The organism is Nocardioides sp. J54 (assembly GCF_000519005.1).
Lineage (GTDB): Bacteria > Actinomycetota > Actinomycetes > Propionibacteriales > Nocardioidaceae > Nocardioides.
This window is the reverse complement of the sequence record NZ_JAER01000006.1, coordinates 160,672-180,544: the sequence shown is the minus strand read 5'-3', so window position 1 is coordinate 180,544 and position 19,873 is coordinate 160,672. Positions and strand designations below refer to the sequence as shown.

Genomic DNA, 19,873 nt, shown 5'->3' with positions numbered 1-19,873 from the left:
AGGCGCTGCCGGTGATGGCGGCGACGGTGATCGACGCGGCGTTCATCGCGGCCTGGTTCATGACGTCGTTGCCGAGGGCGTCGTGGACGAGCAGCCCGGAGCGGGTTGCCGTGCCGGGCCACTTGCCGGCGGCGATGATGCCGGTGATGCCGGACATGGGCTGCCCGTTGAGGAGGGTGAGGGCGACGTCGAGGGCGCGGCGGCCGTTGACGCCGTAGGAGGTGACGGCGCCGGCGGCGGCCTTCGCGGCGAGCAGCTGGGCGTAGTGGCCGCCGGGGGTGAAGAACGGGCCGGCGGTCTGGTTGACCACCGCGTAGGACGCGCCGTAGAGGTGGATGGGCCAGCCGTCGGCGTCGGGCAGGGTGTCGGCGGCGAGGTCGTCGACGGCGGTGGCGAGGGGTGCGACGGCGGCCTCGGCGGCCACCACCGCTGCCGACGTCGCGACCGCGGCTGCACGGGTGTCGACCGCGGCACCGGATTCGCTGTCGGGTTTGGCGAGCTCGCCGGCCAGCGCTGCGTCGACGCCGTCGAGGAGGGTGGCGGGGATGAAGTCGACCGCGACGACGTCGGCGAGGTCGGTGTCGGCGGTGAGCTCGAACCAGCCGCTGGTCCACGGCTTGCCAGCGTGGCGGACGTCGATGGCGTACTGGATGGGGCCGTCGACGTTGGTGTCGGGGGAGTGGGAGTCGAGGAGCTCGACGCGGAAGGTGCCGTTGCTGCGGACGTCGATGTGGGAGGTTCCGGGGAGGAAGACGCGGCCGGTGTCGCGGTCGACGATGGCGCGGTTGCCCTGGTTGGTGCGCACGGTGGCGGTGACGTCGGCCTCGGCGGTGCGGGCGACGTCCCGCAGGTCGCCGGTGAGGGTTCGGTAGGTGCTCATCGGTTCTCCTTCCCGGTTCCGCCGCAGCGGAGGCAGATGCGCTGGGTGGGGGCGGCGTGGTGGCGCCAGACGTGCCAGCGGTGTCGGCCGGTGACGCGGCAGACGAGGGGCCCGACGAGCAGGGCGGGGACCTCGAGCGCCACGGCCCACGGCGACATGGCTAGACCTCGTCGCCGTAGATGAGGCCGGGCTCGGCGCGGTGCTTCGGCTCGGTTCGGTTCGGGACGGCGTACACGATCCCGAGGCCCGCGAGGCCGGCGCCGATGATGCCGAGCACCTCGGAGGGCTTGAGGCCGTCGTCGACGATGGGGATCGCGAACGCGATGGCGGCGGTGGCGGCGGCCACGAGGGCCTTCGCGTAGGGGGCGAGGTTCTTCATGCTGCTGCTCCAATCAGCTCGGCGCGGGCGGCCACCACGCGCTTGTGGTCGGTCGGGGCAGGGACCTGCTCGACCGTGGTGTCTCCGAGGCGGGTGTCGTCGGCAGGGACGATCGCGAGGACGTCGGGGCGGCTCGAGTCCAGCCACACGGCGCCGGGGATGGGGAAGCCGTGGCGGTTCGCGTCACCGAACACGACGACGTCGCGGCCGGCGGCCTGGTGGTGCGCGACGATCTTCCGCAGGCGGGCGATCGAGCGGTTCCGCATCGCTGCCCGCCAGCGCGCCGGGACCTTCGGGCCCGGGGCGACGAAGTGCAGGTTGATGAACGTCACGAGGCGGCCGGTGTCGAGGTGTGTCAGGACGACGACGGTCATGTACCGGGCGGCGTTGAACCCGGGCCACAGGCGGGCCCGGCGGCCCTTCCCGCTGTCGTGGAGCCTCACCTGTCGGGCCGAGTAGCGGCGGTAGACCCGACGGTCCCAGAAGATCGGGTTGGGGCCGATGAACAGCCCGTACCGCCCGTAGCCGGCGGCCTTCGCGAGACGGGCGTAGACCCGCTTCGCCCTCCAGTTGCCGGCCTCGTTGATCCCGACGACGTCGCCGCGGGCCTTCAGGATGCGGAAGCACCCTTCCCAGCCGGCGGCCTTGACCTTCGTCGGGACGTTGCCGAACGCGACCCGCAGGACGAACAGCAGGACGGTGTCACGCATCGTCGTCCGCCAGGATCGCCTCGAGGATCGCGCGGTCGTTCGCGTCGAGCTTCGACGTCTTGCTGCCCAGCACCTCGCGGATCCGGTTGCGGCTGATGTCGATGCGGTTCTTCAGCTCGGCGACCCGCTTGTCGGTGTGGGCGTTGATCGCCTTCGTCTGCGCGTCGATCGCCTTCAGGATGTCGTCTGCTGCGGCCATGAGGTCGTCCTTCGGTGGTGTGGTGGCGAGGGGGTAGGGGTGGTAGTCGGGGCCGTTGGAGGCGAGTCCGTCGCGGCCGTTGCGGCAGGCGTCCCACTGGCGGAGCGCCGACGCCGAGGGGTGGGCCCAGCGGCCGGGGACGAGGTGGACGTGGGGGTCGGTGAAGCCGCCGTGCCGCTGGTCGCGGAGCCACGCGGCGGCGCCGAGGGCGCGGGCCTCGCGGACCATCGCCTGCACCTGGTTCTGGGTGCGGTCCCAGACCCGCAGGTCGAGCGCGTCGCCGTCGTGGGTCGTGCTGGACAGGGCCGCGGCGAGGTCACCCATCCACCCGCCCTGGGTGATGGTCGGGACGAACCCGAGGCGGTCGACGTAGAGGTCCCACCAGTCGGTGAAGACGGGCGACATGCGGATGGGTCGGCCGCTCGTGTCGGTGCCGACTGCACGGTAGGTCATCGGCGGGCTCCGTTCGGGTTGCCGGGGGAGAAGGTCGGGGCGCAGGTGACGGTGACGTCGCCGGCGGCGGTGACGGTGAAGCCGGTCATGACCTCGCCGGCGGGGCAGGAGTAGGTGCCGGGCTTGGCTGTCCCCGCGGGACCCTGGGGTCCCGGAGGGCCGGCGGGGCCGGGGGCGCCGTCCTTGCCAGCCGGTCCGGCGGGACCAGCGGGACCGGGCTCACCCTGCGCACCGGTCTCCCCGGTTTCCCCGGGCGCACCACGGCCGCCGTCGCTGCCACGAGGGCCGGGGGCGCCACGGTCACCGCGACACGGGCGCAGGCCGAGCTCCTCGACGCACGACAGGCCACGGGGCCCGGGGATCGGCACGAGCCGGTCCGTGGCCGGCGGGTCGGTCGGCTCGACGACGGGGTCCTCGCCGAGCTGCCGCAGCTGCTCGGCCAGCGCCGCCAGCGCAGCCTCCTCGCGGTCGAGACGCTCGCGGAGCTCCTCACGGTCGGCGAGGGACTGCCGGTCGCGCTCCTCGAAACGGTGGTTCTCCTCGCCGAGCGTGGTCACGGCGCCGACCAGCCACGCGCCGAGGGCGAGCGCGGCGAGCGCGACGAGCCAGGCGAGCGCGACCAGTGCGCGGCGGGAGGGGACTGGTGTCTTCATCATCCGACTCCGGGGACTTGGGCGAGGGTGCCGATCACGGTGGCGAGCAGGAGCAGGAACCCGACGGCGAACCCGGCTGCGACCTGCCGGCGGAACCCTGCCTGCGCGGCGAGGTCGCCTTCGACCTCCTTGAACCGTCGGTCGTCGGCCTCGCGGTGTGCGGCGTACTCCCCGCGGGGCACGTAGGACGACGCGAGGGTTTGCGTCAGCCCGTCGAGCCGCGCGGTGAGGGCGTCGATCTGTGCGACGGCGGCCTGCAGCTGGATCAGCAGCTCGCGGGGCGTTGGGTCGCTGGTCACGGGGGACTCCTCAGGCTGCTCGGATGACGAAGTTGAGGGAGATCCAGGGGTTCATGACGTCGAAGGCCGAACCGCTGGTGCCGGAGGTGGACCCGCCGTGGTTGTGGCCGTCGTAGTTGCCGAGCGCGGGCGCGTTCGTGCTCGACGTGCCCGAGGCCCAGGTGCGTGCCGTGGCAGGCGACTGGCCGGGGATGCCGTGGGTGTGGGCGGGGATCGGCTTCGTCGGTGAGCCGCCCGTGGTGCCGAGGGCCTTGGTGCCCGACCCGATCGGGAACCGGTCGGTCAGGTCGGGGACGTTGAAGAACGCGCCCGACCCGCCGAACGTGTAGCCGATGACCGCGAACAGGTGCGGGTAGTCGGCCACCGGGTAGGAGGTGCCGTCGCACAGCAGCTTCCCGGCCGGCGGGGTCGAACCGGCGAACAGCTCGATCACCCCGACGTCGGGCCGGATCCCGGACTGCACCGGCGGCTGGACAGTCGGTGAAGCGACACCGCCCTCGTCGGAGAAGTCGAGGCGGAGCATCCACTTGCTGGTGGCGATGGTGTGCTCGAGGCCGGTGACGCGGAGGACTTCGTCGATGCCGAGCGAGGTCAGCACGACGCGGACTTCGTCGTACAGGTCCCGGAGTGCGTGGGCCTCGACGCGGGCGATCGTGTTGAGGGGGATGGTCAGGGAGTTGACGCGGATGCGGGGGGTGGCCGCTGCGGCGAGGATCGCTGCCGCCAACGCGTCGACCTCGGTGGAGTCGAGGCCGGTGACGGTGAACTCCTTGCGGTACCGACCCCACTCGACGATGGAGGCGCCGTCCACGTAGGGGCCGTAGACGGTCTCCGTCGTCGTCCCGTCCGCACCCAGGGACTGGACGGTGATCTGGACCTCGTTGATGCAGTCCTTCGTGGAGTAGGACAGGTCAATGTCGGAGTAGTCGTCCTCGTCCAGCAGGACCGGCGACCCGGACGCGATCTGGTCGCGGTCCCACACGTTCAGCACGCCGACCCGGTTCATCCACGCGTACCCGATCCGCGTGTCCCGGGTCAGCGCGACCTGGTCGAGCGCCTTCGCGCCCTCGTTGTAGGTGGTGACGTCCGCCGCGGGGACCTGGTTGCCGGACCCGTTGACACACCACGGCACCCCAGCGCCCTCGAGCACGTAGGGGAGCTCGTCGATGGTGGCGACACCTTCGGGGCGGCCGGTGTTCGCGAGGGTCTGGGCGGGGTCGACGATGGTGACCTCGATGCGCGCCCGCTTCTCGTCCGGGACCGCAGGGTTCTTCACCTCGTAGGTGACGTTCGCCTCGAGGAGCTTCCCACCGATCACGGTCTCCCACTGGCCGTCGACGAGCGCGGTCAGGCGTGCCCGCCGTCCGGGACGGATGAGGGTCGACTGCGAGGGGTCGAGGGCGCTGGACAGGATGGTCGCGTCGAGGTGTCCGGCGTTGAGCTCGGAGCGGGAGACGCGGATGGTGTGGGAGTCGGGGAGGACGTTGAGGTACTCCGTGGGCGGGATGTAGGAGAGGCCGTTGAGGGTGGCCGTGGACGGGGACTGGTTGGGCGTTCCGGTCCACGCGTAATCCCAGCCGAGGGCGTCGGGGGTGGAGCCGTCGAAGTAGGCGTCGGGGGTGCTGTTGGTGCGCTCAAACAGGAAGCCGTCGACGAACGCCGAGTCTTGAGTCGGTGTCGTGCTGACGGACACGTGGATCGCGGCGTAGGCCGCGGACGGCGGTGCGATCAGTCCGCCGGCCTCGAAGAGCTGCCAGGCGTCAGGCTCGACGGCCGGTTGTGGGATCGGCTTGGTCTCGATGATCAGCGCCCCCGAGGCGTTGTACCAGCGGACGGAGACGAGTCCGGTGCGGCTCTGCTCGGCGTCCCACGGGATCAACAGCATGGCCCGGAACCCGTAGCCGAGACCCGGCGTGACAGGCATTCCCGCGGTTCCGGGTGCGGTCTGTGCCGACAGAGCGGCAGGCGCCCCGGACTCAACGCCGAGAGCGAGCAGCCTCCCGCCCACCCAAGGCGCCGGCGGCCCTGCGTATGGCGTGATCCAGGTCTGGGGCCCCGCAACCCACCCGATGGTTGTGCCGTCCTCGAACGACGGGTTCGGCACGAGGTTGGTCCGTACCCGGTTGAACTCGCCCGTCGACGCGGCCTTCGCCACCGTCACCTGGTCGAACGTGAACGAGTGCGCCCCCGCCGGGTTCGTGCCCGTGTTCGACGCGTACAGGTCGACCCGCAACCGCACGAACACAGTCGACGCCGGCGCCACCAGCGGGCCGTACTGCACATTCGCCGACACCACCGGCAGATACGCCGACTGCGCCGACGAGGACAACAGCACCCCGTCCAGATCCAGCCACTCGAACCGCACCCGGACGTGCGTCACCCCCACACCACCCAGGCCGGACAGGCGGGCCGCGACGTACTGGCCGGCCGTCACAGGCATCGCCTCCGACGTGAAGTACGACGCGCCCGCGACACCCGAGAACCGCAACCCCGCCGTGACGGCCTCCATCGCCGAACCCGCGACCGGGGTGATCCACCCCCAGCCGCCCAGCTCGCCGTTCGGGTTCTGGATCAGGTTCGCCAACCCCGTCGGGTCGGTCTCGACCTCGAGCCGCACCACGTCGACCGTGTCGAACTGCTGCTGAACCATCAGAACGTCTCCGCCCTCACGCCGTTGGAGCGTGCGTAGTCGATGTCCGCGATGACCTCGCGGCCCTTCTGAAGCCGAGACACCTGCTCAGCCGTGAACCGCACACGGAGCGTCCGCTCCCCATCACCCGCGACACCTCGCGACACCATCGCGTCGAGCGCCGGCGTACCGAACCCCTTCTCCAGCGACGACGCCAGCACCGCACCCGACCGGCGGACGTAGGTGTCATCCAGCCCGATCACGAGACCCTTGGTGACGTTGTCGCCGATCCCGGCGAACACCCGCGACGGGGACTTGATCCCCAGCGCCTTCTTCACCGCCTTCACCAGCTCGTTCGCCAGCCGCACCGCAGCCTTGTCGAGCCTCTTCGCCTCCGCCTCCAGCCCCTTCACGACACCCTTGGCCGCAGCCACCCCGGCGCCGTAATACCGGTCCGCCATCGACTTCGACAGCGTGTCCCCGGTCTTCGCCAACTGCGCCTGCAGCTCGTTGATCTCCGTGATCGCCGAAGCACCACCCGACGCGATCGCCTCAGCCGTAGCCAGCGCAGCCTCGGGGCCGGCGTCGAGCATCTGCTGGATCGCCGTCCGGTCCAGGCCCTTCGCGGCCAGGTCCCGCAGCAGCACGTCGAACCGCTTCGCCGCGTTCACCTTGTTCTTCAGCTCGTTCAGCAGTCCCGTGATCGTCACGGTGCCGTCGTCCTGCCGCCCCAGCTGCGTGATGTCCCCGGTCGCCTTGACCGCGTCCGAGATCGCCGACCGGTACGCCTTGTACTCGTCGGTGAGGGTCCGCAGACGGTCCCGGGCCCGGTCCAGCTTCGCCGCGTTCCGGTCCTGCGCGGTCGCGTTGCGCCGCAGCGCGGTGTACTCGTCGCGCAGCGACTTCAGGTACCGCTTCTCCCGAGCGGCCTCGTTCTTGCCGGTGATCGCCTTCTGCACCGCCGCGGTGACCTTGTCGAGCGCACCGTCGACCCCGCGGGAGCCGTCGCGGACGCCGGCCAGCACCGACTGCATCAGCTTCTGCCCGGCGGTCCTCGCCTTCGGCCGCTTGGCCCGCATCCCGTTCACGAGACCCGCGCCGAGGTCTTCACCCAGTTTGTGGGTCTTGCGGGACGGCGAGTGGGAGTCGGCCTCACGCTTCGCGGACCGGATCGCGTCCCGGACGGCCGACGACATGATCGCCGACAGCGCGGGACCTGTCCCGTACATGCCGTTCAGGAGGCCCTGCTTCAGTTGGTTGCCGACAGTGTTCGAGTCGGACGCCGCGGTCTTCGCGTTCGAGACGGCGGTCCGCACCGACTTGACGTAGGGGGCGAGGTTCGGGTGTGCCTTCTCGATCGCCTCGAGCTTGTCCTTGATCGTCTTGCGGTCGCGCTCGGTGAGGGTGGCGCCCTGGTTGATGGCCGACTTGAGGCCGTTCAGCCAGCCCTTCAGGGTGACCTTCGTGTCGACCTTCGACAGCCCGGCCTTCACGTCGGCGGCGTCCTTCTTCACCTTCCCGACGCCCTCGGAGCGGAACAGGGTGCGGACCTGCTTGGGGGTGAGGTTGTACCGCTTCTGCAGGTCGGTGATCTGCTTCCGGGTGAGGTCGATCCCCGGAGCGGAGACGAGGGCGCGGATGCTGCGGAAGGACTGCAGGGCCTTGAACCGGCCGATCAGGCGGACAGCGTCCGCCGACGTCTGCGGCAGACCCTCCGACTCGAACCTCGTCCGAACGGACTTCGGGAACTGGCGGTACTCCTTCACCGACAGGCCGAGGCTGGTCGCCAGCTGCCGGACCTGCTCCTGGTGGTCCTTGATCGCGCCGGCGTTCTCCCCGATGCGCTTGTTGAAGGTGTCGGTCGCGATGCGGGCTTCCTCGACGGCAGCCTCGGCCTCCTGCCAGCGGGTCTTGTAGCCCTTCAGCTCATCGCCAGTGAGAGCGCGACCGTTCTTGATCACCTGACCGGTCGCGGTGACGAGGTCGTCGGCGCCGTCCTTGACGTTGTCGTACGCCGCCTTGTAGCCGTCGGCGACCTTCTGCAGGTCCGTCACCGAACCAGCCAGCGCCTTGTCGACGACCTTCTGGGCGTCCGCCTGGCCGAGCGTCGCCGAGACGATGGTGTCCATCGACACCCCGAGAGACCGGAGCTTCGCGATGTCCGCGTCCAGCTTCCCGTCCTTGCCGGTGAACGACGCCCGCACGGCCGCCCGCGACGTCTCGCCGTAGGCGTTGATCACCCCACGCAGCGCGGTGCCGAGGTCGTCAGCGTCGGACTTCGCCTGCTTGAACCCCTCGGTCCGCAGCAGCTCAAGTCGGGCCTTGGTGGCCTCCTCGGCCGTGGTCGCGAACGACCCGGCGAGCGCCGTCAGGCCGCCACCCACGCCGGCACCGACCAGAGCGCCGATCGGGCCGAACATCGCACCGACACCTGCGCCACCCGCGGCCCCCTTCAGCACGTTCCCGAAGGTGGTGCCCTCCTTCGAGGCGTCGGAGAGCCCCGACGTGAGGGCCACGAGGCCACCGATCCCGGCGACAGTCCTGACACCGCTCCCAAGCCGACCCATCGCAGTCGAGGCGAGCTGTGACCGCGTGGCGGTGTAGGTCATCTCGGCCTGCAGTTGCTTCAGCCGGGCGATGTTCACCCCGACGGCCGCGGTCGCCGCGGTTACCCCGGCGGTGAACCGCGGTAGCACGAGGGCCGCGATGCCCACCTGGACCCCCACCTCCTTCACGGGGCCCGGGAGGCCGGCGACGAACTTCGTGAGGTCGACCAGCAGCTCACCGGCCGTCTTCACCGGCGGGATCAGCTCCTGGCCGACGGTCTTCGCGAGGTCGCCGACGTCGCGGCCGAACGCCTTGATCTCCGGGGCGTGCTCGGTCAGCACCTCGAGGCCGCGGGTGCCCTTGTCGGCGAGGTCCGACAGATGCGGAAGCAGGTCCTCGAGGATCGTCTCCCCGAGCGTCCCCAGCTGGTGCTGCAGCAGCTCCCACCGGCCCGCGGTGGTCTTCGCGAACGCCTTGCCCGAGCCCCCGAACTGCGCCTCGAGCTCCTTCAGGATGAGCTTCTGTGCGGACATCGTCTTGCCGGACTCGACCAGCGTCTTGATCTGCTTCTCTTGCTGACGGGTGAAGGTGATGCCGACCCGCGACAGCGCCGTGATGCCCTTCACGGGGTCGTTCAGCGCCTTGCCCAGCTGCAACGCCTGGGTGCGGGTGTCGAGAACCGCGCCCCCAGTGTTGTCCATCGCCCGCGACACGTCGGTCATGACCCGGACGGTCTGGTCGAAGATGTCGTTGCCCTTGCCCGCCTCGTTGCGGATGTTCTTGAACGTCAGCAGGAAGTTCGCGCCGGTCTGGATGGACTCGGCCTCGGTCGCGGTGACGGCCTCGAGCGAACCGGCGAGGTCCTCGACGTGCTTCGCGGACACCCCCGCAGCCCTGCCGGTGGACTTGATCGCGGCCGCGGTCTGCGCGTTGATGCGCTCGATGCGGGCCAGCGACTTGACCGAGTCGACGCCGAACTTCACCAGCGCCGCAGTCCCGGCGGCCGCCCCCAGCGCCAGCCCGGTCTTCAGCTTGCTCCCGAGAGCGCTGACTTCCTTGCGGGCCTTGCTGGCGTCAGCGACGACCGAGATTCGGATCGGACGAACCGCCACCGCTGATCACCTCTTTCCCTTCGCGACCTTGATGAATGCCTCCCGCTGCCCCCTCGTGAGGCCCGGGTACTCGCTCGGCGCCACCCCCGTCAGCAGGCAGAACGCGGCGAGCTCCTCGTCCCTCAGCCGTCGGCGGAGGAGTCTTTTCCCTGCTCGGTCTCGGGCTCGTCCTCGTCCACCTCTTCGGGGTTGCTCTCGAAGTGGTCGTCGAGCTGACCCATCGGGACGCTCATCGCGTACTGCTTCGCGTCCTTGTCCGAGGCGCCGGCGCGCTTCTCCAGGACGAAGATCACCGCGCGGACGGTGGCTCGGCCGTTGAGGTCGTCGAAGTCCTGACCGAACGCCTTCTCGATCGCGATCTCGTCGAACCCGTTCAGCGAGTTCATGGCCTCCACGGCAGTCATGCCGTAGTTCTTGCTGGGTGCGTTCATCGGTGCTGCTCCTCGGTTGCGTTCACATGGATCGGATGAGTCGGTTGATGTCGGCCTCGATCGCCTCGAGAGCCTTCGGGGTGGTGACCACGTCGCCCTTCGCGACGAAGTCCGCGGCCGCGATGTTGCGCTTGGGCCAGCCGTAGTTGATGACCCGCGCGTAGGGGACGGCGCCGCCACCAACCAGCAGCGCCACCCGGTTCTTCGTCTTCGACGCCCGGTAGTTGCCTCGCAGCCGCCCCGACCTGACCGGCGTGAACCGCTGGTAGGTCGGGACGGCCTCGGAGGCGATCCGGGTGAACGCGGCCCGGAGGTCCTCCAGATCCACGCCGAGCGCCTGCAACTGCCGTACGGCAGCCGCCAGACCCTCCACGCGGACGTCGGACCCGTTGGTCATCGGCTCAGACCGTGACCCGGGTGGGCTTGGCCGTGCAGACCCACTCGCACTCGAAGGTGAAGCGGGCGGTCGTCGAGGCGTTCGCCTCGCCACCGAGGATGTCGCCGTCCGGTTCGCTGATCACCGCGGACCCCTCGAAGTGCGGGGTGGTCGGCGACGCGGTGGCGCCTCCGGCCGGGGCGATGGTGAACGGGACGGTGTCGCCGGCGTTCGACCACACCTCGTCCCACAGCGTGCCGGTGGCGGGGTCCTGGACGGCGGTGAACGCCAGCCGGTACTCGCGGGCGCCGCCGGAGGCGGCGTCAGCGAAGGTGACGAAGTCGGCGTCCGACTCCCCGGAGACGATGCGGACGTTCGACACCTGCGCGGTGAAGTCCGTCCCGTCGACCTCCAGGGTCAGCAGACGGGTTCCGAGTGCGGTCATGATGCTTCCTCTCGTTGTCCTTCGATCACGACGGCGAGCACGGCGCTGCCGTCGGTGAGGGCGAGCTGTTGTGGGTACATCGACCGCACGATCAGCTCTTCGGCGACCGCCTCTCGGAGGGCCGCGCCGTTCTCGTCGAGCCACTCCTCCGCGGCTCGCATGTCCTGGGGCAGCACGACGACCACCCACCAGGTCACGAGGCCGCCGAACGCGTTCGGGTAGTCGGTCCGGTCGTAGCGGACCAGACCCTCCCCGACGCCGGTGGCCTGCCGGTAGTACGGCGTGACGTTGACACCGTCGACCGTGTTGGCCGCGGCAGCAAGCGCCTCCCGTACCACCTGGCTCACTTCTCGTCGACCGCCTCGGGGATCGACCGCGACCGGGCCTCGGCCTTGACGCGCTTCTTGATCTGGACGGCCGACTCCGGTCGCGCCGGCGCCTTCACCCGCTTCGTGACGTTCTCGCCCTGCGGGGCCGGCGACTCGTCCTTCACCCGCTTCCGCGAGGCGGCCTTCTTCGCCGGCGCCTTCTTCGGCTCCGACTTCTCCTGCTTGTCCTGCTCGGTCATCACGCCCTCCTCAGGCGATCGGGATGGTCCGGTACGGGCCCTCGAGCCGGTCGACCTCACGGTCACCACCACCCACCCGGGCGATGCCGACCGCGGCCTCCGAGATCGACGCCTGCACCCCCAGCGGGAGGCCGCGAACCGTGAGGTTCACGGCCACCCGCCGGCACAGCGCTTCGGCGAGATCCGCCGGCCAGTCCGCCCCGTCCGCAGGCACCTCACACACCCGCGCCTGCGCAGCCTTCTCGGCCTCGTAGGCGTTCTCGACGGTGAGGGGCTGCGGAGTGAGTCCGATCGAGGTCAGGTACGCCTGAACCTCAGGAACTGTCGGGGCGGACACGGCGCGATCAGGGGGTCGCGACCGACGCCTCGACCAGCGCCTGCGGCCGCACCACGGCGGTCAGCGAGCGACGCTCGGCGAGGATCGTCAGCACGTTCGCGATGAACGTCGACGCGTGGGAGTCGGTGACGTACAGGCTGACCTCGGTGCGGACGTACCGCTCGACACCGGCCCGGAAGTCACCCACGGTCGCGGTCCCCGCCGGCTGCGAGGCCGCCGGGATCGGGGTCAGACCCCAGAACCGCTGCGCGACCTGCGGGCCGTAGAGGGTGGCGCCCATGACGTCGATGTCCAGCTCGGCCCAGTCCGCCGGGTTCAGCAGCACCGCGTTCGGCTGGTAGCCGGCCGACTGGACGGTCGCGAGACCGGTACGGATCGCGCCGAGCAGGGTCGCGGCGGTCGCGGTCGGGAGGGTCGCAGCGGCCAGCGCGGCAGCGGCCTGGGCCTCCTCCTCGCGGAGCACGTCGCGGCGCAGCTCGTTGTTGATCTTGTCCATCACGGTCCGCTGGTCCTCGGCCATCTGGCGGGTGACCTGGGTCCAGACCGCGATGTTGTCGAGGGTGTCGGAGGTGACGGTCGGCGCGAACTCCGCGGAGGGCTTGTTGCCCTTCTCGGCGACGACGGCGGCGCCGCCGGCGACCTTGGCCCACTTCACGAACTCGACGGCGTTGGTCTCCACCCGGAACGAGGAGATCGCGTCGAGCAGCGGGGTCGGGGCGACCGGGGCCGTGGTGTCGACCGTGAACTTCGGCATCGACAGGCCCGCGGACACGAGGTCGGACAGGCCGGTCGGGAGGGCACGGGCCTCGACCTCGTCGAGGTTGAGCTCGAACCGGTCGGAGCGGCCGTGGAGGTTGTAGCCCTTGAAGGCGTCGGAGCGGACGAACAGCTCACCCCACGAACGGCCACGCTCCTCGGGCTCGGTGACCTTGGAGCGCTCCTCCTGCTTCTTCGCGGCCTCGTCGATGCGGCCGAACGTCGCGTCGGTGGCGGCCTGCCCCTCGAGCAGCTCGACGAGCTTCGCGGCGCGGGTGTCGAGCGCGGCGGCGCGGGCCTCGAGCTCCTTGTAGGTCTCGTCCTCGGGGTTGAAGTCGTCGGACTCCACCATCTTGAGGGCGGCGGCGCGAACCTGGTCGCGCTCGGTGCGGATCTTGTCCAGTACGGCGGTGCTCATCAGGTCCTCCAAGACGTGAGCAGAACGGGCGGGATTCTGTTCACGCGGGACCTTGTCGCTGAGCACTCCGGGCGGGACCCCGGTGACGGGGCGGGACCTACGAGGCCGGCTTACGGCGGGACGCTACTGGGATAGAGAATACCCGAACCTCAACCTTGGTTGAGGTTCGTGTCGCGCGTGTCGGGCGCACGGCGCCAGTCGTCGAGCAGCGCGTCGATGCGGTCGTGCGCCAGGCGCCACTGGACACAGTCCGGGTGGTGCAGCTGCCGCGCGGCATAGGCCGCGTACTCGCGCAGCGACGCCTCGATCTCCGGGCGAGTGGTCTCGTCCGTCACTCGGATCACGTCCGCGGACATCAGTGGTTCAGCCCGGTCAGCCGCGCGATCGCCTCCGCGCGAGCAGCAGCACGAGCGACCTCAGCCGCCTTGTCCTGGTCGTCACGCACGGCCTTCACCAGCGCGTTCCGGCCATAGGCGCCATGCGGCACCAGCGCCACCCCGAGCAGCTGGGCCCGCTTGTGCCGCCAGTACGTCTTGCCGTCGCGCTCGGTGATCTCCGTCCCGCCCTTCACGATGCGGAACTCGATCGACGCCTCGTCGAGCACCTTGTCCCGCGCGAGCGTCAGCAGCTCGTCACCCGACGCGGTGCGGGAGACGATGTTGCGGATCCACACCCCGTCCTCACGGTCCTCGACCATCTCGGCCATGCCGACCAGCGGCCCGCCGTGACCGAGGTAGAACTTCACCCGCGCCGGGTCCTTCGTCGCACGGGCGAACGCACCCGGCGCGAACGACTCGTAGAGGTTGTCCCACAGCTGGGTCTCCACGTCGTAGGGCACGGCGCGGAGCAGGATCGACCGCTCGTCGTCGGCCGCGATCTCGCGGATCTCCGCCGAACGGAACTGCGGCTCCTGGAGGGAGCGCGGGACCTCGATGTCGGTGATGGTCATGACTCCTCCTCGGGAGCGTCGTCGGTCGGGTCCGGCTCGGGCGCCGGATCCTCGTCAGCGATGGGGTCGGGGTCGGGGTCGGGGGTGGCGAGCTGCAACGGGGCACGGCCCTCGTCGGCACGGATCTCGTTCAACAGCCCGCCGGACGGGTCGACCGTCTGCGCCAGCTGATAGGTCTCCAACCGCTCCTTCGGCGTCGGGTTCGCGAAACCCTCCAGCGACACGGCGATCGACTGCGCGCCGGGCATCAGTGGCGTCAGGCAGTCCTGAACGGCCGCGATCCACGCGGCGAGACCGAAGTCCTTGTGGTTGGCCCACGCGTCGCGCAGGTTGTTGTACGTCGCGGAGTTGTTCAGGCCGGCGCCGAGCGTCATCGGGTCGATGCCGAACGCGAACGCGAGGTCCGCGATGTTCAGCCGCTTCACCTGGTCGAGCGCCGTGTCGACCGGCGACAGGTTGATCGGCTTGAACTCCGTCGTCGCGTTCAGGACCGCGATCGACCGTCGGTCGCCGCCGTGGTTCTCCAACCACTTCTTCTTGAGCGCGTCGGCCTTCGTCTGGTCGAGGTTCGGTGAGGTGACCTTCAGGTAGCCATTCGGGACACCCGACCGGAACTGCCCCGACTGGTAGGTCGTCAACTGGTCGGCGAGCCCGAACACCGACGGCGTCATCGCGAACACACCCCGCGACCGGCCGTCGAGGTCGACGGGGGAGTACGGGTTGCGCAGCACCACGAGCCGGTAGCGGTGCGCCCCGATCGTCGCGTACCCGCCCCGGTCGAACACCACGAGCTCGGAGCCCTCACCGAGCGTCCACCGCAGCGCGTTGTTCTGGTCCCTGGTCGTCCCCAGCGCGTGCGAGGCGACGTTCCGCAGCGACCCGGCAACCGGCTGCCCCGAGGCGTCCTCGACGTACAGCAGCCCACCCTCGCCCCACCAGCACGCCGACCGGATCCACTCCGCCCAGAACAGCCCGCGGGGGAGCTGGACGACCGCGGGGTGCGTCGGCGCGGCGTACCGCTCGTCCGGCCGCAGCAGCATCGGGTCCGTGATCCACCGCGGCGTGGAAGCCGTCGGGCGGCCGTTGCCCGCTAGCGCCCGGAACGGGGCCGCCGTCAGCGGGGTCACGATCAGGCTCGTCGCGCGGAGCGTCGCGGGGATCGCCGGCGCCGTCCACTGCCCGGGTCCGATCGGGTACGCCCCGCCGCCTCCGTCCCAGCCGACCCAGGTGATCGGCTCGTTAACGAGCAGGTCGCCCGAGGTCCGCACGTAGGACCCGCGAGTCTCCGTGCGGCGGAACCGGTCGAACAGACCCATGCGTCAACACCTTCAGGTAGGCGTGGGGCCGACGCTTGGCCTTCCGAACAGCGGGGCCGACTCTTGGCTCCTAGATGAATCGTACCCTCAACTTAGGTTGAGGTTCGGATCCATCAGTAGATGTCCGGCGACGCGTTGGCGAACTCGCGGGCACGGGTCGCCGCCCAGGTCGCCGCCTTCACACCGTCGATGCGGCCGTTGGACACGACCTGCACCTCACCGCGGGCCTCCTTCACCCGCAGCCCCTCAACCTGCTCCATCAACACCGGCGACCGGTCATGCACCAACGCGTCATCCCGGACCAGCGCCCGCAGATCCTTCACCGCCTGCCGACTCTGACCCTGCACACCCTCCGCGTCCTCGAACCCCGGATCCCGGGTCAGCGACTTCCCCGCCACGTACCCCCAGACCGGAACCTCACCCGACAACAGCTCCGCCGCCCGAGCAGCAGCCGCTGGCGCCGTCGCGAAGTCCTCCACGGACACCCCGACCCGACCATCCGGCAGCACCTCCGCCACCGCCACACACACCCCGTCAGCGAACGCCGCCTCCACCGCGATCACACGGCCACCCCCGCCCGGCTCGTACACCCCACGGCTCAACCAGTCATCCTCGTCAACCGCCGGCGTCCCCGGCAGCCTGACCTTCCTCACCCGCCACTGGTTCAGGTACTGCGCCTTGAAACCCTCCATCGGGTCCGGGTCATCCGCCTCCGGGTCAACCTCACCGCGCAACGCCTTCTCGTAGGCCCGACGAATCGTGTCCTCACGCGCCTCCGACCAGTACGGCGACGCCGACCGCCACGCGGCCTCGTCACCCGGCTCCGCATCAGGCGCCGCAGCCCACAACAGCAACAACGACCGGTCCGCGTCCTGCCCCGCCAACGCGCCCGAGATCCGGCCCCGCATCAACGACGTCGCCCGCCGGTGAGCCGTCGACACCAACAGCAACTGCGGCGACACCCGCTCCATCAACGACGGCTCGAGGTCGTCGTCAACCACCTGCGGATCACACTTCCACGCCTCGTCCACGATGCCCATGCACGTATCCAGACCGGCCGTCGCGTCCGGCGGAACAACGATCCACCGATGCCCACCCTCGGTGTCCTCGATCGCGTAGTTGTTGTTGTTCGTGTACACCTTCAGGTGATCCTGGTTCCGGGCCCACAACAGCCCGGCGTACCGCATCGGCTCCTTCGCGATCTTCAGCGTGCTCGCCGAGTGGACGATCAGCTGCATCTCCACGAACAGCCGCGGCGCGAACACCAGCCGCCACAGCGCCAACAGCCGCACGACGACCGACTTCCCCGACCGGCGCGAGCACGACAGCACCACCTCAGGCCAGCACAGCGACCCGTCCTCGCGGTGCTCGAGGATCCGCACCAACGCCAGCTTCTGCCACCACCGCGGCTCAAGCTTCTGCGACGTCCGGCCCCACTCGATCAGAGACCAGCCGTAACTACCCACAGCCTCGGGGTGAACCGGCGTCATGTGGCGAGGCCAGGCGGCATCGGCTGGCTTGTCGAGCAGATCCGCCAGCCACGGCACACCCTCGAGCGACGCCGGGTCGAACACCGGCGCATCCTCACCCACCTGCGAGGGAGAGGACCCCGGAGAGAGAGACGCGGACAGTCCGGCCTGTCCGGCGCTACCCCCGGGCCCAGAAAAACGGCGGAGTTGGTTGCCGAGGCGTGCGCCGGCGTTGCGGTTGCCTTCGCAGCAGCCGGGGGTTTCGGTTGCGTGTTCGGGCCAGAGTCCGTCGTGGTCGCTGCCTCCGAGGGCGCGGTCGACGCGGTGGCCGAGATCCCATTGGTCGCCGGGTTTGATGGTGCCGGTTCCGCGTCCGCAGGGGAGTTCGCCGAGCATGTTGAGGGCGGCTTCGTATTGGGCGCGGATCTTGCGCCATGCTCGGGTGGATCCGTTGTTGGTGAGGGCGCTGGTCATGGGCGCCCCTGTCCTGGTCGGCTTGCCGTCACTGGCTGTCTCCCGTCGGCTCGAGGTGGTTGTCGCCCTCGCCCATCCAGCTGTCGGCGATGACGACGGCGCGGTGTGTGCGGCAGACGTCTTGGCCGGCGCGGTTGATGGTGGTGGGTGGGGTGGTGCAGCCGGGCATGGTGCAGATGTTCATTCGTCCTCCCAGCAGTCGTGGGCGTCGTCGAGTTGGTTGAGCCAGGTGCGGATGCGGTTGAGCACGCGGCGGGCGAGGGCGGTCACTGGGCACCCCCTGTCAGGGCCGACAACAGCAGGAGCCCGAAGCCGCCCAGCGCCATCAGGAACAGCGTCACTACGGTCGTCGTGTTCATGCCTCGCCCCTCTCGATCCGCTCAGCTCGGTCGAGAAGCCCACGCACGCTGATCCCCGAGTGGCCGCGCAGGCGCAGTTCTGGCGCCGATGCCGCCTCCCGCAGCGTCTCGGCCTTGATCCGCTGGTCGCGTTCGGCGAGGTAGTCGAGCACGGCGTCGGCGGCCTGCCCGGCTTCGGTTCCGGTCAGGCGCACGCTCCCGCCGTTGTCGTGGATCTGGCGGACGTGTGGGGCGAGCGGTCGGATGCGCACGGCGTCGCGGATCACCTCGGCCAGTCGCTCGCGGTCGGTGGCGCGGGCTTCCTCGGGGGTCATGCTTCGTCTCCTTCGTTCGTGGTGTCGGCGGGGGCGAGGGCGGCGCGGACGTGGGCCACCTCGACGTACCTGACGCCGTCGCGGAGAAGCCCCCACCGGGGAGAGCCGTACCGCTCGTCCGCCAGCGCCTTGACCCGCTCGATCGCACCCTCGGCGGCTTTGGCGCGTCGAACGAGATCGGCCAGAGCGCGCTCGATGATCTCTTCCTGCTCAACGTCGGCCTCGTACTCCTCGGGCACGAGGCGGGCGAGGTCGTTGGACCAGTCCGCCCATTCGGCTTGGGACATGAACCAGCCGCCGCCGTGCTCGCCTCGCGCCTCAGCCAGTTCGGCCCGTGCCTTGTCGAGCAGCGTCAGGAGCGCGGGGAAGTCGGTGCGGGCGTGGGCGATGAACTCGGCGTCGGGCGCGTCGAAGATGTTCCCGAGCGCGAAGAACTCCGAATGGATACCAAACCACTCGCCATGAGTCTGCTCGGCCCTCCGCCACGGTCCCTCGGTTGCCTTCTCGACCCGTGCCCTGCACGCGGCCTCGTCAAAGTCACTCACTGGTCGGTCTCCTGTCGGTAGGGGTTGGCGGCGTGCTTGATGCCCGTCCAGTGCTCGGTCTCGTGCAGGTAGGCCGACGCGACCGCCTCGTCCCATGCGAGCTCGGCGTGGGCGCGGACGATGCGCTCGGCCGCCGCGACCCGTTCGCAGCACTCGCCGCATCGCCGGTTCCCCTTGTCGAACGACTCGCAGTAGCGGTCGCCGCATCGCACGAACGGCGCGAGGACGTCCGTCAGCGTCGGGGTGGGTTCGGGGGCCATCGGCGGGCTGTTCGTCGCTCTACGGCCAACGTCGGCAGCCTCGCGGGGGTTCTCGGTGGTCATGGGGTCTCCTTGGTGGTGGTGCGGAAGCGAGGCAGCGGTGGCTTCGGGGCCTTCGGTCGGGGCGGCTCGGGCTCGGGCCTGTGCTCGATCGCCTTCGCGTCGGCCGCACACCCGGCGCACCTGGCGGCGTACTGGCCGGCGTGCGTCGTGCACTCCTCGGCGCGACGGGGCGGCGTCGGCCGGTTCTCGGGCGCCTGCCAGCGCCAGCCGGCGGCGTGGAGGCCGGCCATGTAGTCGCGGGCACGGACCTCGGGGTCAGGCACGCCCCAGGCGCGGAGTCGGGCGGCAAGGGCGTGGCAAGCCTGCTCGCGGGCTTCCTCGGCGTTCATAGCGGCTGGTCCGTCATGCCGGGGGCGTCGCAGTGCGCGCAGTAGGCGAGCACTGAGGCGTGGACGATGGGCTCGCGTTCGTGCCAGTTGGTGACCTCGCCGCCGGCGATCGCCTCGCGCTGGTAGCGGTTGCCTACACGGCAGCCGAGGCCGCGGGGGTGCATCAGGCACCTGACGAAACCGCCGACGTACTCCCAGCCGTATCCCTCGCGGCTGTAGCAGTTGATGCACCACCAGGTCGCGGGACGTGCCTGCCGGGTGCCGTCGTCGAAGTTGCTGCGCTCGAGGTTGTGGCGCTCGCAGAGCAGGCGGAGGTTGTCGGTGGTGTCGGGGCCGCCGGCAGACCAGGGGGTGATGTGGTCGAGGTGGAGCGGCTGGTCTGTGGGGGTGTCGCTGCCGCAGAGCTTGCAGAGTCCGCGGTCGCGGAACCAGACGGCTGCTCGGACGTGCGTGGGGATCTCGGCGCGGTCGCCGTGTCGCACGACGGGGTGGCGGTCGCCGCTCGGCCACAGGCTGACGTCCGCGAGGACGTCGCCGACGCTCACGATCGGGTCCGCTTCGGCCTGCTGCTCCTGCGCGTTACGGGAGTTGGATTCACATGCG

25 protein-coding genes are annotated in these 19,873 nt (G+C 70.2%); all 25 read right to left on the bottom strand.

What is annotated here, in order from left to right:
* A partial coding sequence (locus NOCJ54_RS0106745) for a hypothetical protein (protein ID WP_028654886.1) occupies positions 1–880 on the bottom strand: 880 nt, incomplete at its 3' end.
* Between the two features lie 160 nt (positions 881–1,040).
* Positions 1,041–1,259, bottom strand: coding sequence for a hypothetical protein (locus NOCJ54_RS0106735; protein ID WP_028654885.1), 219 nt, complete (start codon positions 1,257–1,259; stop codon positions 1,041–1,043).
* A complete protein-coding gene (locus tag NOCJ54_RS0106730; protein WP_028654884.1) occupies positions 1,256–1,969 on the bottom strand; it encodes an endonuclease/exonuclease/phosphatase family protein in 714 nt (237 codons plus the stop codon). Before NOCJ54_RS0106730 ends, NOCJ54_RS0106735 begins: the two co-directional genes overlap by 4 nt.
* The gene (locus NOCJ54_RS28100; RefSeq protein ID WP_028654883.1) at positions 1,962–2,621 is read right to left on the bottom strand and encodes a hypothetical protein; all 660 of its coding nucleotides are present in this window, start codon (positions 2,619–2,621) and stop codon (positions 1,962–1,964) included. Before NOCJ54_RS28100 ends, NOCJ54_RS0106730 begins: the two co-directional genes overlap by 8 nt.
* Positions 2,618–3,274 carry a hypothetical protein gene (locus tag NOCJ54_RS29360; protein ID WP_036517079.1) on the bottom strand — a complete coding sequence of 219 codons (657 nt, stop codon included), beginning with the start codon at positions 3,272–3,274 and terminating at the stop codon, positions 2,618–2,620. Before NOCJ54_RS29360 ends, NOCJ54_RS28100 begins: the two co-directional genes overlap by 4 nt.
* Entirely contained in the window at positions 3,274–3,573 is a 300-nt protein-coding gene (locus NOCJ54_RS0106715; protein ID WP_028654882.1) for a hypothetical protein, read from the bottom strand. The genes NOCJ54_RS29360 and NOCJ54_RS0106715 overlap by 1 nt, the downstream gene beginning before the upstream one ends.
* 10 nt (positions 3,574–3,583) lie before the next feature.
* Positions 3,584–6,223: a phage tail protein gene (locus NOCJ54_RS28095; RefSeq protein ID WP_051485550.1), complete on the bottom strand. Its 2,640-nt coding sequence runs from the start codon at positions 6,221–6,223 to the stop codon at positions 3,584–3,586.
* Positions 6,223–9,861 (bottom strand): hypothetical protein, encoded by a 3,639-nt coding sequence (locus NOCJ54_RS0106705; RefSeq protein ID WP_028654881.1) that lies wholly within the window; start codon positions 9,859–9,861, stop codon positions 6,223–6,225. Before NOCJ54_RS0106705 ends, NOCJ54_RS28095 begins: the two co-directional genes overlap by 1 nt.
* 122 nt (positions 9,862–9,983) lie before the next feature.
* On the bottom strand, positions 9,984–10,292 hold the full coding sequence (locus tag NOCJ54_RS0106700; RefSeq protein WP_028654880.1) for a hypothetical protein: 309 nt from the start codon (positions 10,290–10,292) through the stop codon (positions 9,984–9,986).
* 22 nt (positions 10,293–10,314) lie between these two features.
* Positions 10,315–10,689, bottom strand: a complete 375-nt coding sequence (locus NOCJ54_RS24270) for a hypothetical protein (protein WP_051485549.1) — start codon at positions 10,687–10,689, stop codon at positions 10,315–10,317.
* A gap of 4 nt (positions 10,690–10,693) precedes the next feature.
* Positions 10,694–11,113 (bottom strand): hypothetical protein, encoded by a 420-nt coding sequence (locus NOCJ54_RS24265; protein WP_051485548.1) that lies wholly within the window; start codon positions 11,111–11,113, stop codon positions 10,694–10,696.
* Positions 11,110–11,460, bottom strand: a complete 351-nt coding sequence (locus tag NOCJ54_RS24260) for a hypothetical protein (RefSeq protein ID WP_036517077.1) — start codon at positions 11,458–11,460, stop codon at positions 11,110–11,112. Before NOCJ54_RS24260 ends, NOCJ54_RS24265 begins: the two co-directional genes overlap by 4 nt.
* Entirely contained in the window at positions 11,457–11,681 is a 225-nt protein-coding gene (locus tag NOCJ54_RS0106685) for a hypothetical protein (RefSeq protein WP_028654879.1), read from the bottom strand. The genes NOCJ54_RS24260 and NOCJ54_RS0106685 overlap by 4 nt, the downstream gene beginning before the upstream one ends.
* A 10-nt stretch (positions 11,682–11,691) precedes the next feature.
* On the bottom strand, positions 11,692–12,018 hold the full coding sequence (locus NOCJ54_RS0106680) for a hypothetical protein (protein WP_028654878.1): 327 nt from the start codon (positions 12,016–12,018) through the stop codon (positions 11,692–11,694).
* 7 nt (positions 12,019–12,025) lie between these two features.
* Positions 12,026–13,192: a phage major capsid family protein gene (locus NOCJ54_RS0106675; protein WP_028654877.1), complete on the bottom strand. Its 1,167-nt coding sequence runs from the start codon at positions 13,190–13,192 to the stop codon at positions 12,026–12,028.
* Between the two features lie 149 nt (positions 13,193–13,341).
* Entirely contained in the window at positions 13,342–13,527 is a 186-nt protein-coding gene (locus tag NOCJ54_RS0106670; protein WP_157514813.1) for a hypothetical protein, read from the bottom strand.
* 20 nt (positions 13,528–13,547) lie between these two features.
* Entirely contained in the window at positions 13,548–14,141 is a 594-nt protein-coding gene (locus NOCJ54_RS0106665; RefSeq protein ID WP_028654875.1) for an HK97 family phage prohead protease, read from the bottom strand.
* Positions 14,138–15,457 (bottom strand): phage portal protein, encoded by a 1,320-nt coding sequence (locus NOCJ54_RS0106660; protein WP_028654874.1) that lies wholly within the window; start codon positions 15,455–15,457, stop codon positions 14,138–14,140. Before NOCJ54_RS0106660 ends, NOCJ54_RS0106665 begins: the two co-directional genes overlap by 4 nt.
* A gap of 113 nt (positions 15,458–15,570) precedes the next feature.
* Complete coding sequence (locus NOCJ54_RS30490; RefSeq protein ID WP_036517076.1) at positions 15,571–17,400, bottom strand: terminase large subunit; 1,830 nt, start codon at positions 17,398–17,400, stop codon at positions 15,571–15,573.
* A gap of 28 nt (positions 17,401–17,428) precedes the next feature.
* Positions 17,429–17,584: a hypothetical protein gene (locus NOCJ54_RS29355; RefSeq protein ID WP_157514812.1), complete on the bottom strand. Its 156-nt coding sequence runs from the start codon at positions 17,582–17,584 to the stop codon at positions 17,429–17,431.
* A 171-nt stretch (positions 17,585–17,755) separates the two neighbouring features.
* Positions 17,756–18,073, bottom strand: coding sequence for a hypothetical protein (locus NOCJ54_RS0106635; RefSeq protein ID WP_028654873.1), 318 nt, complete (start codon positions 18,071–18,073; stop codon positions 17,756–17,758).
* Entirely contained in the window at positions 18,070–18,618 is a 549-nt protein-coding gene (locus NOCJ54_RS0106630) for a hypothetical protein (RefSeq protein WP_028654872.1), read from the bottom strand. The genes NOCJ54_RS0106635 and NOCJ54_RS0106630 overlap by 4 nt, the downstream gene beginning before the upstream one ends.
* The gene (locus NOCJ54_RS0106625; RefSeq protein ID WP_157514811.1) at positions 18,615–18,941 is read right to left on the bottom strand and encodes a hypothetical protein; all 327 of its coding nucleotides are present in this window, start codon (positions 18,939–18,941) and stop codon (positions 18,615–18,617) included. The genes NOCJ54_RS0106630 and NOCJ54_RS0106625 overlap by 4 nt, the downstream gene beginning before the upstream one ends.
* Positions 18,938–19,270, bottom strand: coding sequence for a hypothetical protein (locus NOCJ54_RS0106620; RefSeq protein WP_028654870.1), 333 nt, complete (start codon positions 19,268–19,270; stop codon positions 18,938–18,940). The genes NOCJ54_RS0106625 and NOCJ54_RS0106620 overlap by 4 nt, the downstream gene beginning before the upstream one ends.
* On the bottom strand, positions 19,267–19,815 hold the full coding sequence (locus tag NOCJ54_RS28090) for an HNH endonuclease (protein ID WP_051485546.1): 549 nt from the start codon (positions 19,813–19,815) through the stop codon (positions 19,267–19,269). Before NOCJ54_RS28090 ends, NOCJ54_RS0106620 begins: the two co-directional genes overlap by 4 nt.
* Positions 19,816–19,873 lie beyond the last annotated feature (58 nt).

Excerpts from the sequence above, each read along its gene's own strand:
- NOCJ54_RS29355 (WP_157514812.1), bottom strand. The coding sequence starts at position 17,584 with ATGAACATCTGCACCATGCCCGGCTGCACCACCCCACCCACCACCATC.
- NOCJ54_RS0106665 (WP_028654875.1), bottom strand. The coding sequence starts at position 14,141 with ATGACCATCACCGACATCGAGGTCCCGCGCTCCCTCCAGGAGCCGCAG.
- NOCJ54_RS0106635 (WP_028654873.1), bottom strand. The coding sequence starts at position 18,073 with ATGACCCCCGAGGAAGCCCGCGCCACCGACCGCGAGCGACTGGCCGAG.
- NOCJ54_RS0106675 (WP_028654877.1), bottom strand. The coding sequence starts at position 13,192 with ATGAGCACCGCCGTACTGGACAAGATCCGCACCGAGCGCGACCAGGTT.
- NOCJ54_RS30490 (WP_036517076.1), bottom strand. The coding sequence starts at position 17,400 with ATGACCAGCGCCCTCACCAACAACGGATCCACCCGAGCATGGCGCAAG.
- NOCJ54_RS0106685 (WP_028654879.1), bottom strand. The coding sequence starts at position 11,681 with ATGACCGAGCAGGACAAGCAGGAGAAGTCGGAGCCGAAGAAGGCGCCG.
- NOCJ54_RS29360 (WP_036517079.1), bottom strand. The coding sequence starts at position 3,274 with ATGAAGACACCAGTCCCCTCCCGCCGCGCACTGGTCGCGCTCGCCTGG.
- NOCJ54_RS28100 (WP_028654883.1), bottom strand. The coding sequence starts at position 2,621 with ATGACCTACCGTGCAGTCGGCACCGACACGAGCGGCCGACCCATCCGC.
- NOCJ54_RS0106625 (WP_157514811.1), bottom strand. The coding sequence starts at position 18,941 with ATGACCACCGAGAACCCCCGCGAGGCTGCCGACGTTGGCCGTAGAGCG.
- NOCJ54_RS0106700 (WP_028654880.1), bottom strand. The coding sequence starts at position 10,292 with ATGAACGCACCCAGCAAGAACTACGGCATGACTGCCGTGGAGGCCATG.
- NOCJ54_RS0106735 (WP_028654885.1), bottom strand. The coding sequence starts at position 1,259 with ATGAAGAACCTCGCCCCCTACGCGAAGGCCCTCGTGGCCGCCGCCACC.
- NOCJ54_RS0106660 (WP_028654874.1), bottom strand. The coding sequence starts at position 15,457 with ATGGGTCTGTTCGACCGGTTCCGCCGCACGGAGACTCGCGGGTCCTAC.
- NOCJ54_RS0106730 (WP_028654884.1), bottom strand. The coding sequence starts at position 1,969 with ATGCGTGACACCGTCCTGCTGTTCGTCCTGCGGGTCGCGTTCGGCAAC.
- NOCJ54_RS24270 (WP_051485549.1), bottom strand. The coding sequence starts at position 10,689 with ATGACCAACGGGTCCGACGTCCGCGTGGAGGGTCTGGCGGCTGCCGTA.
- NOCJ54_RS0106620 (WP_028654870.1), bottom strand. The coding sequence starts at position 19,270 with ATGAACGCCGAGGAAGCCCGCGAGCAGGCTTGCCACGCCCTTGCCGCC.
- NOCJ54_RS24265 (WP_051485548.1), bottom strand. The coding sequence starts at position 11,113 with ATGACCGCACTCGGAACCCGTCTGCTGACCCTGGAGGTCGACGGGACG.
- NOCJ54_RS28095 (WP_051485550.1), bottom strand. The coding sequence starts at position 6,223 with ATGGTTCAGCAGCAGTTCGACACGGTCGACGTGGTGCGGCTCGAGGTC.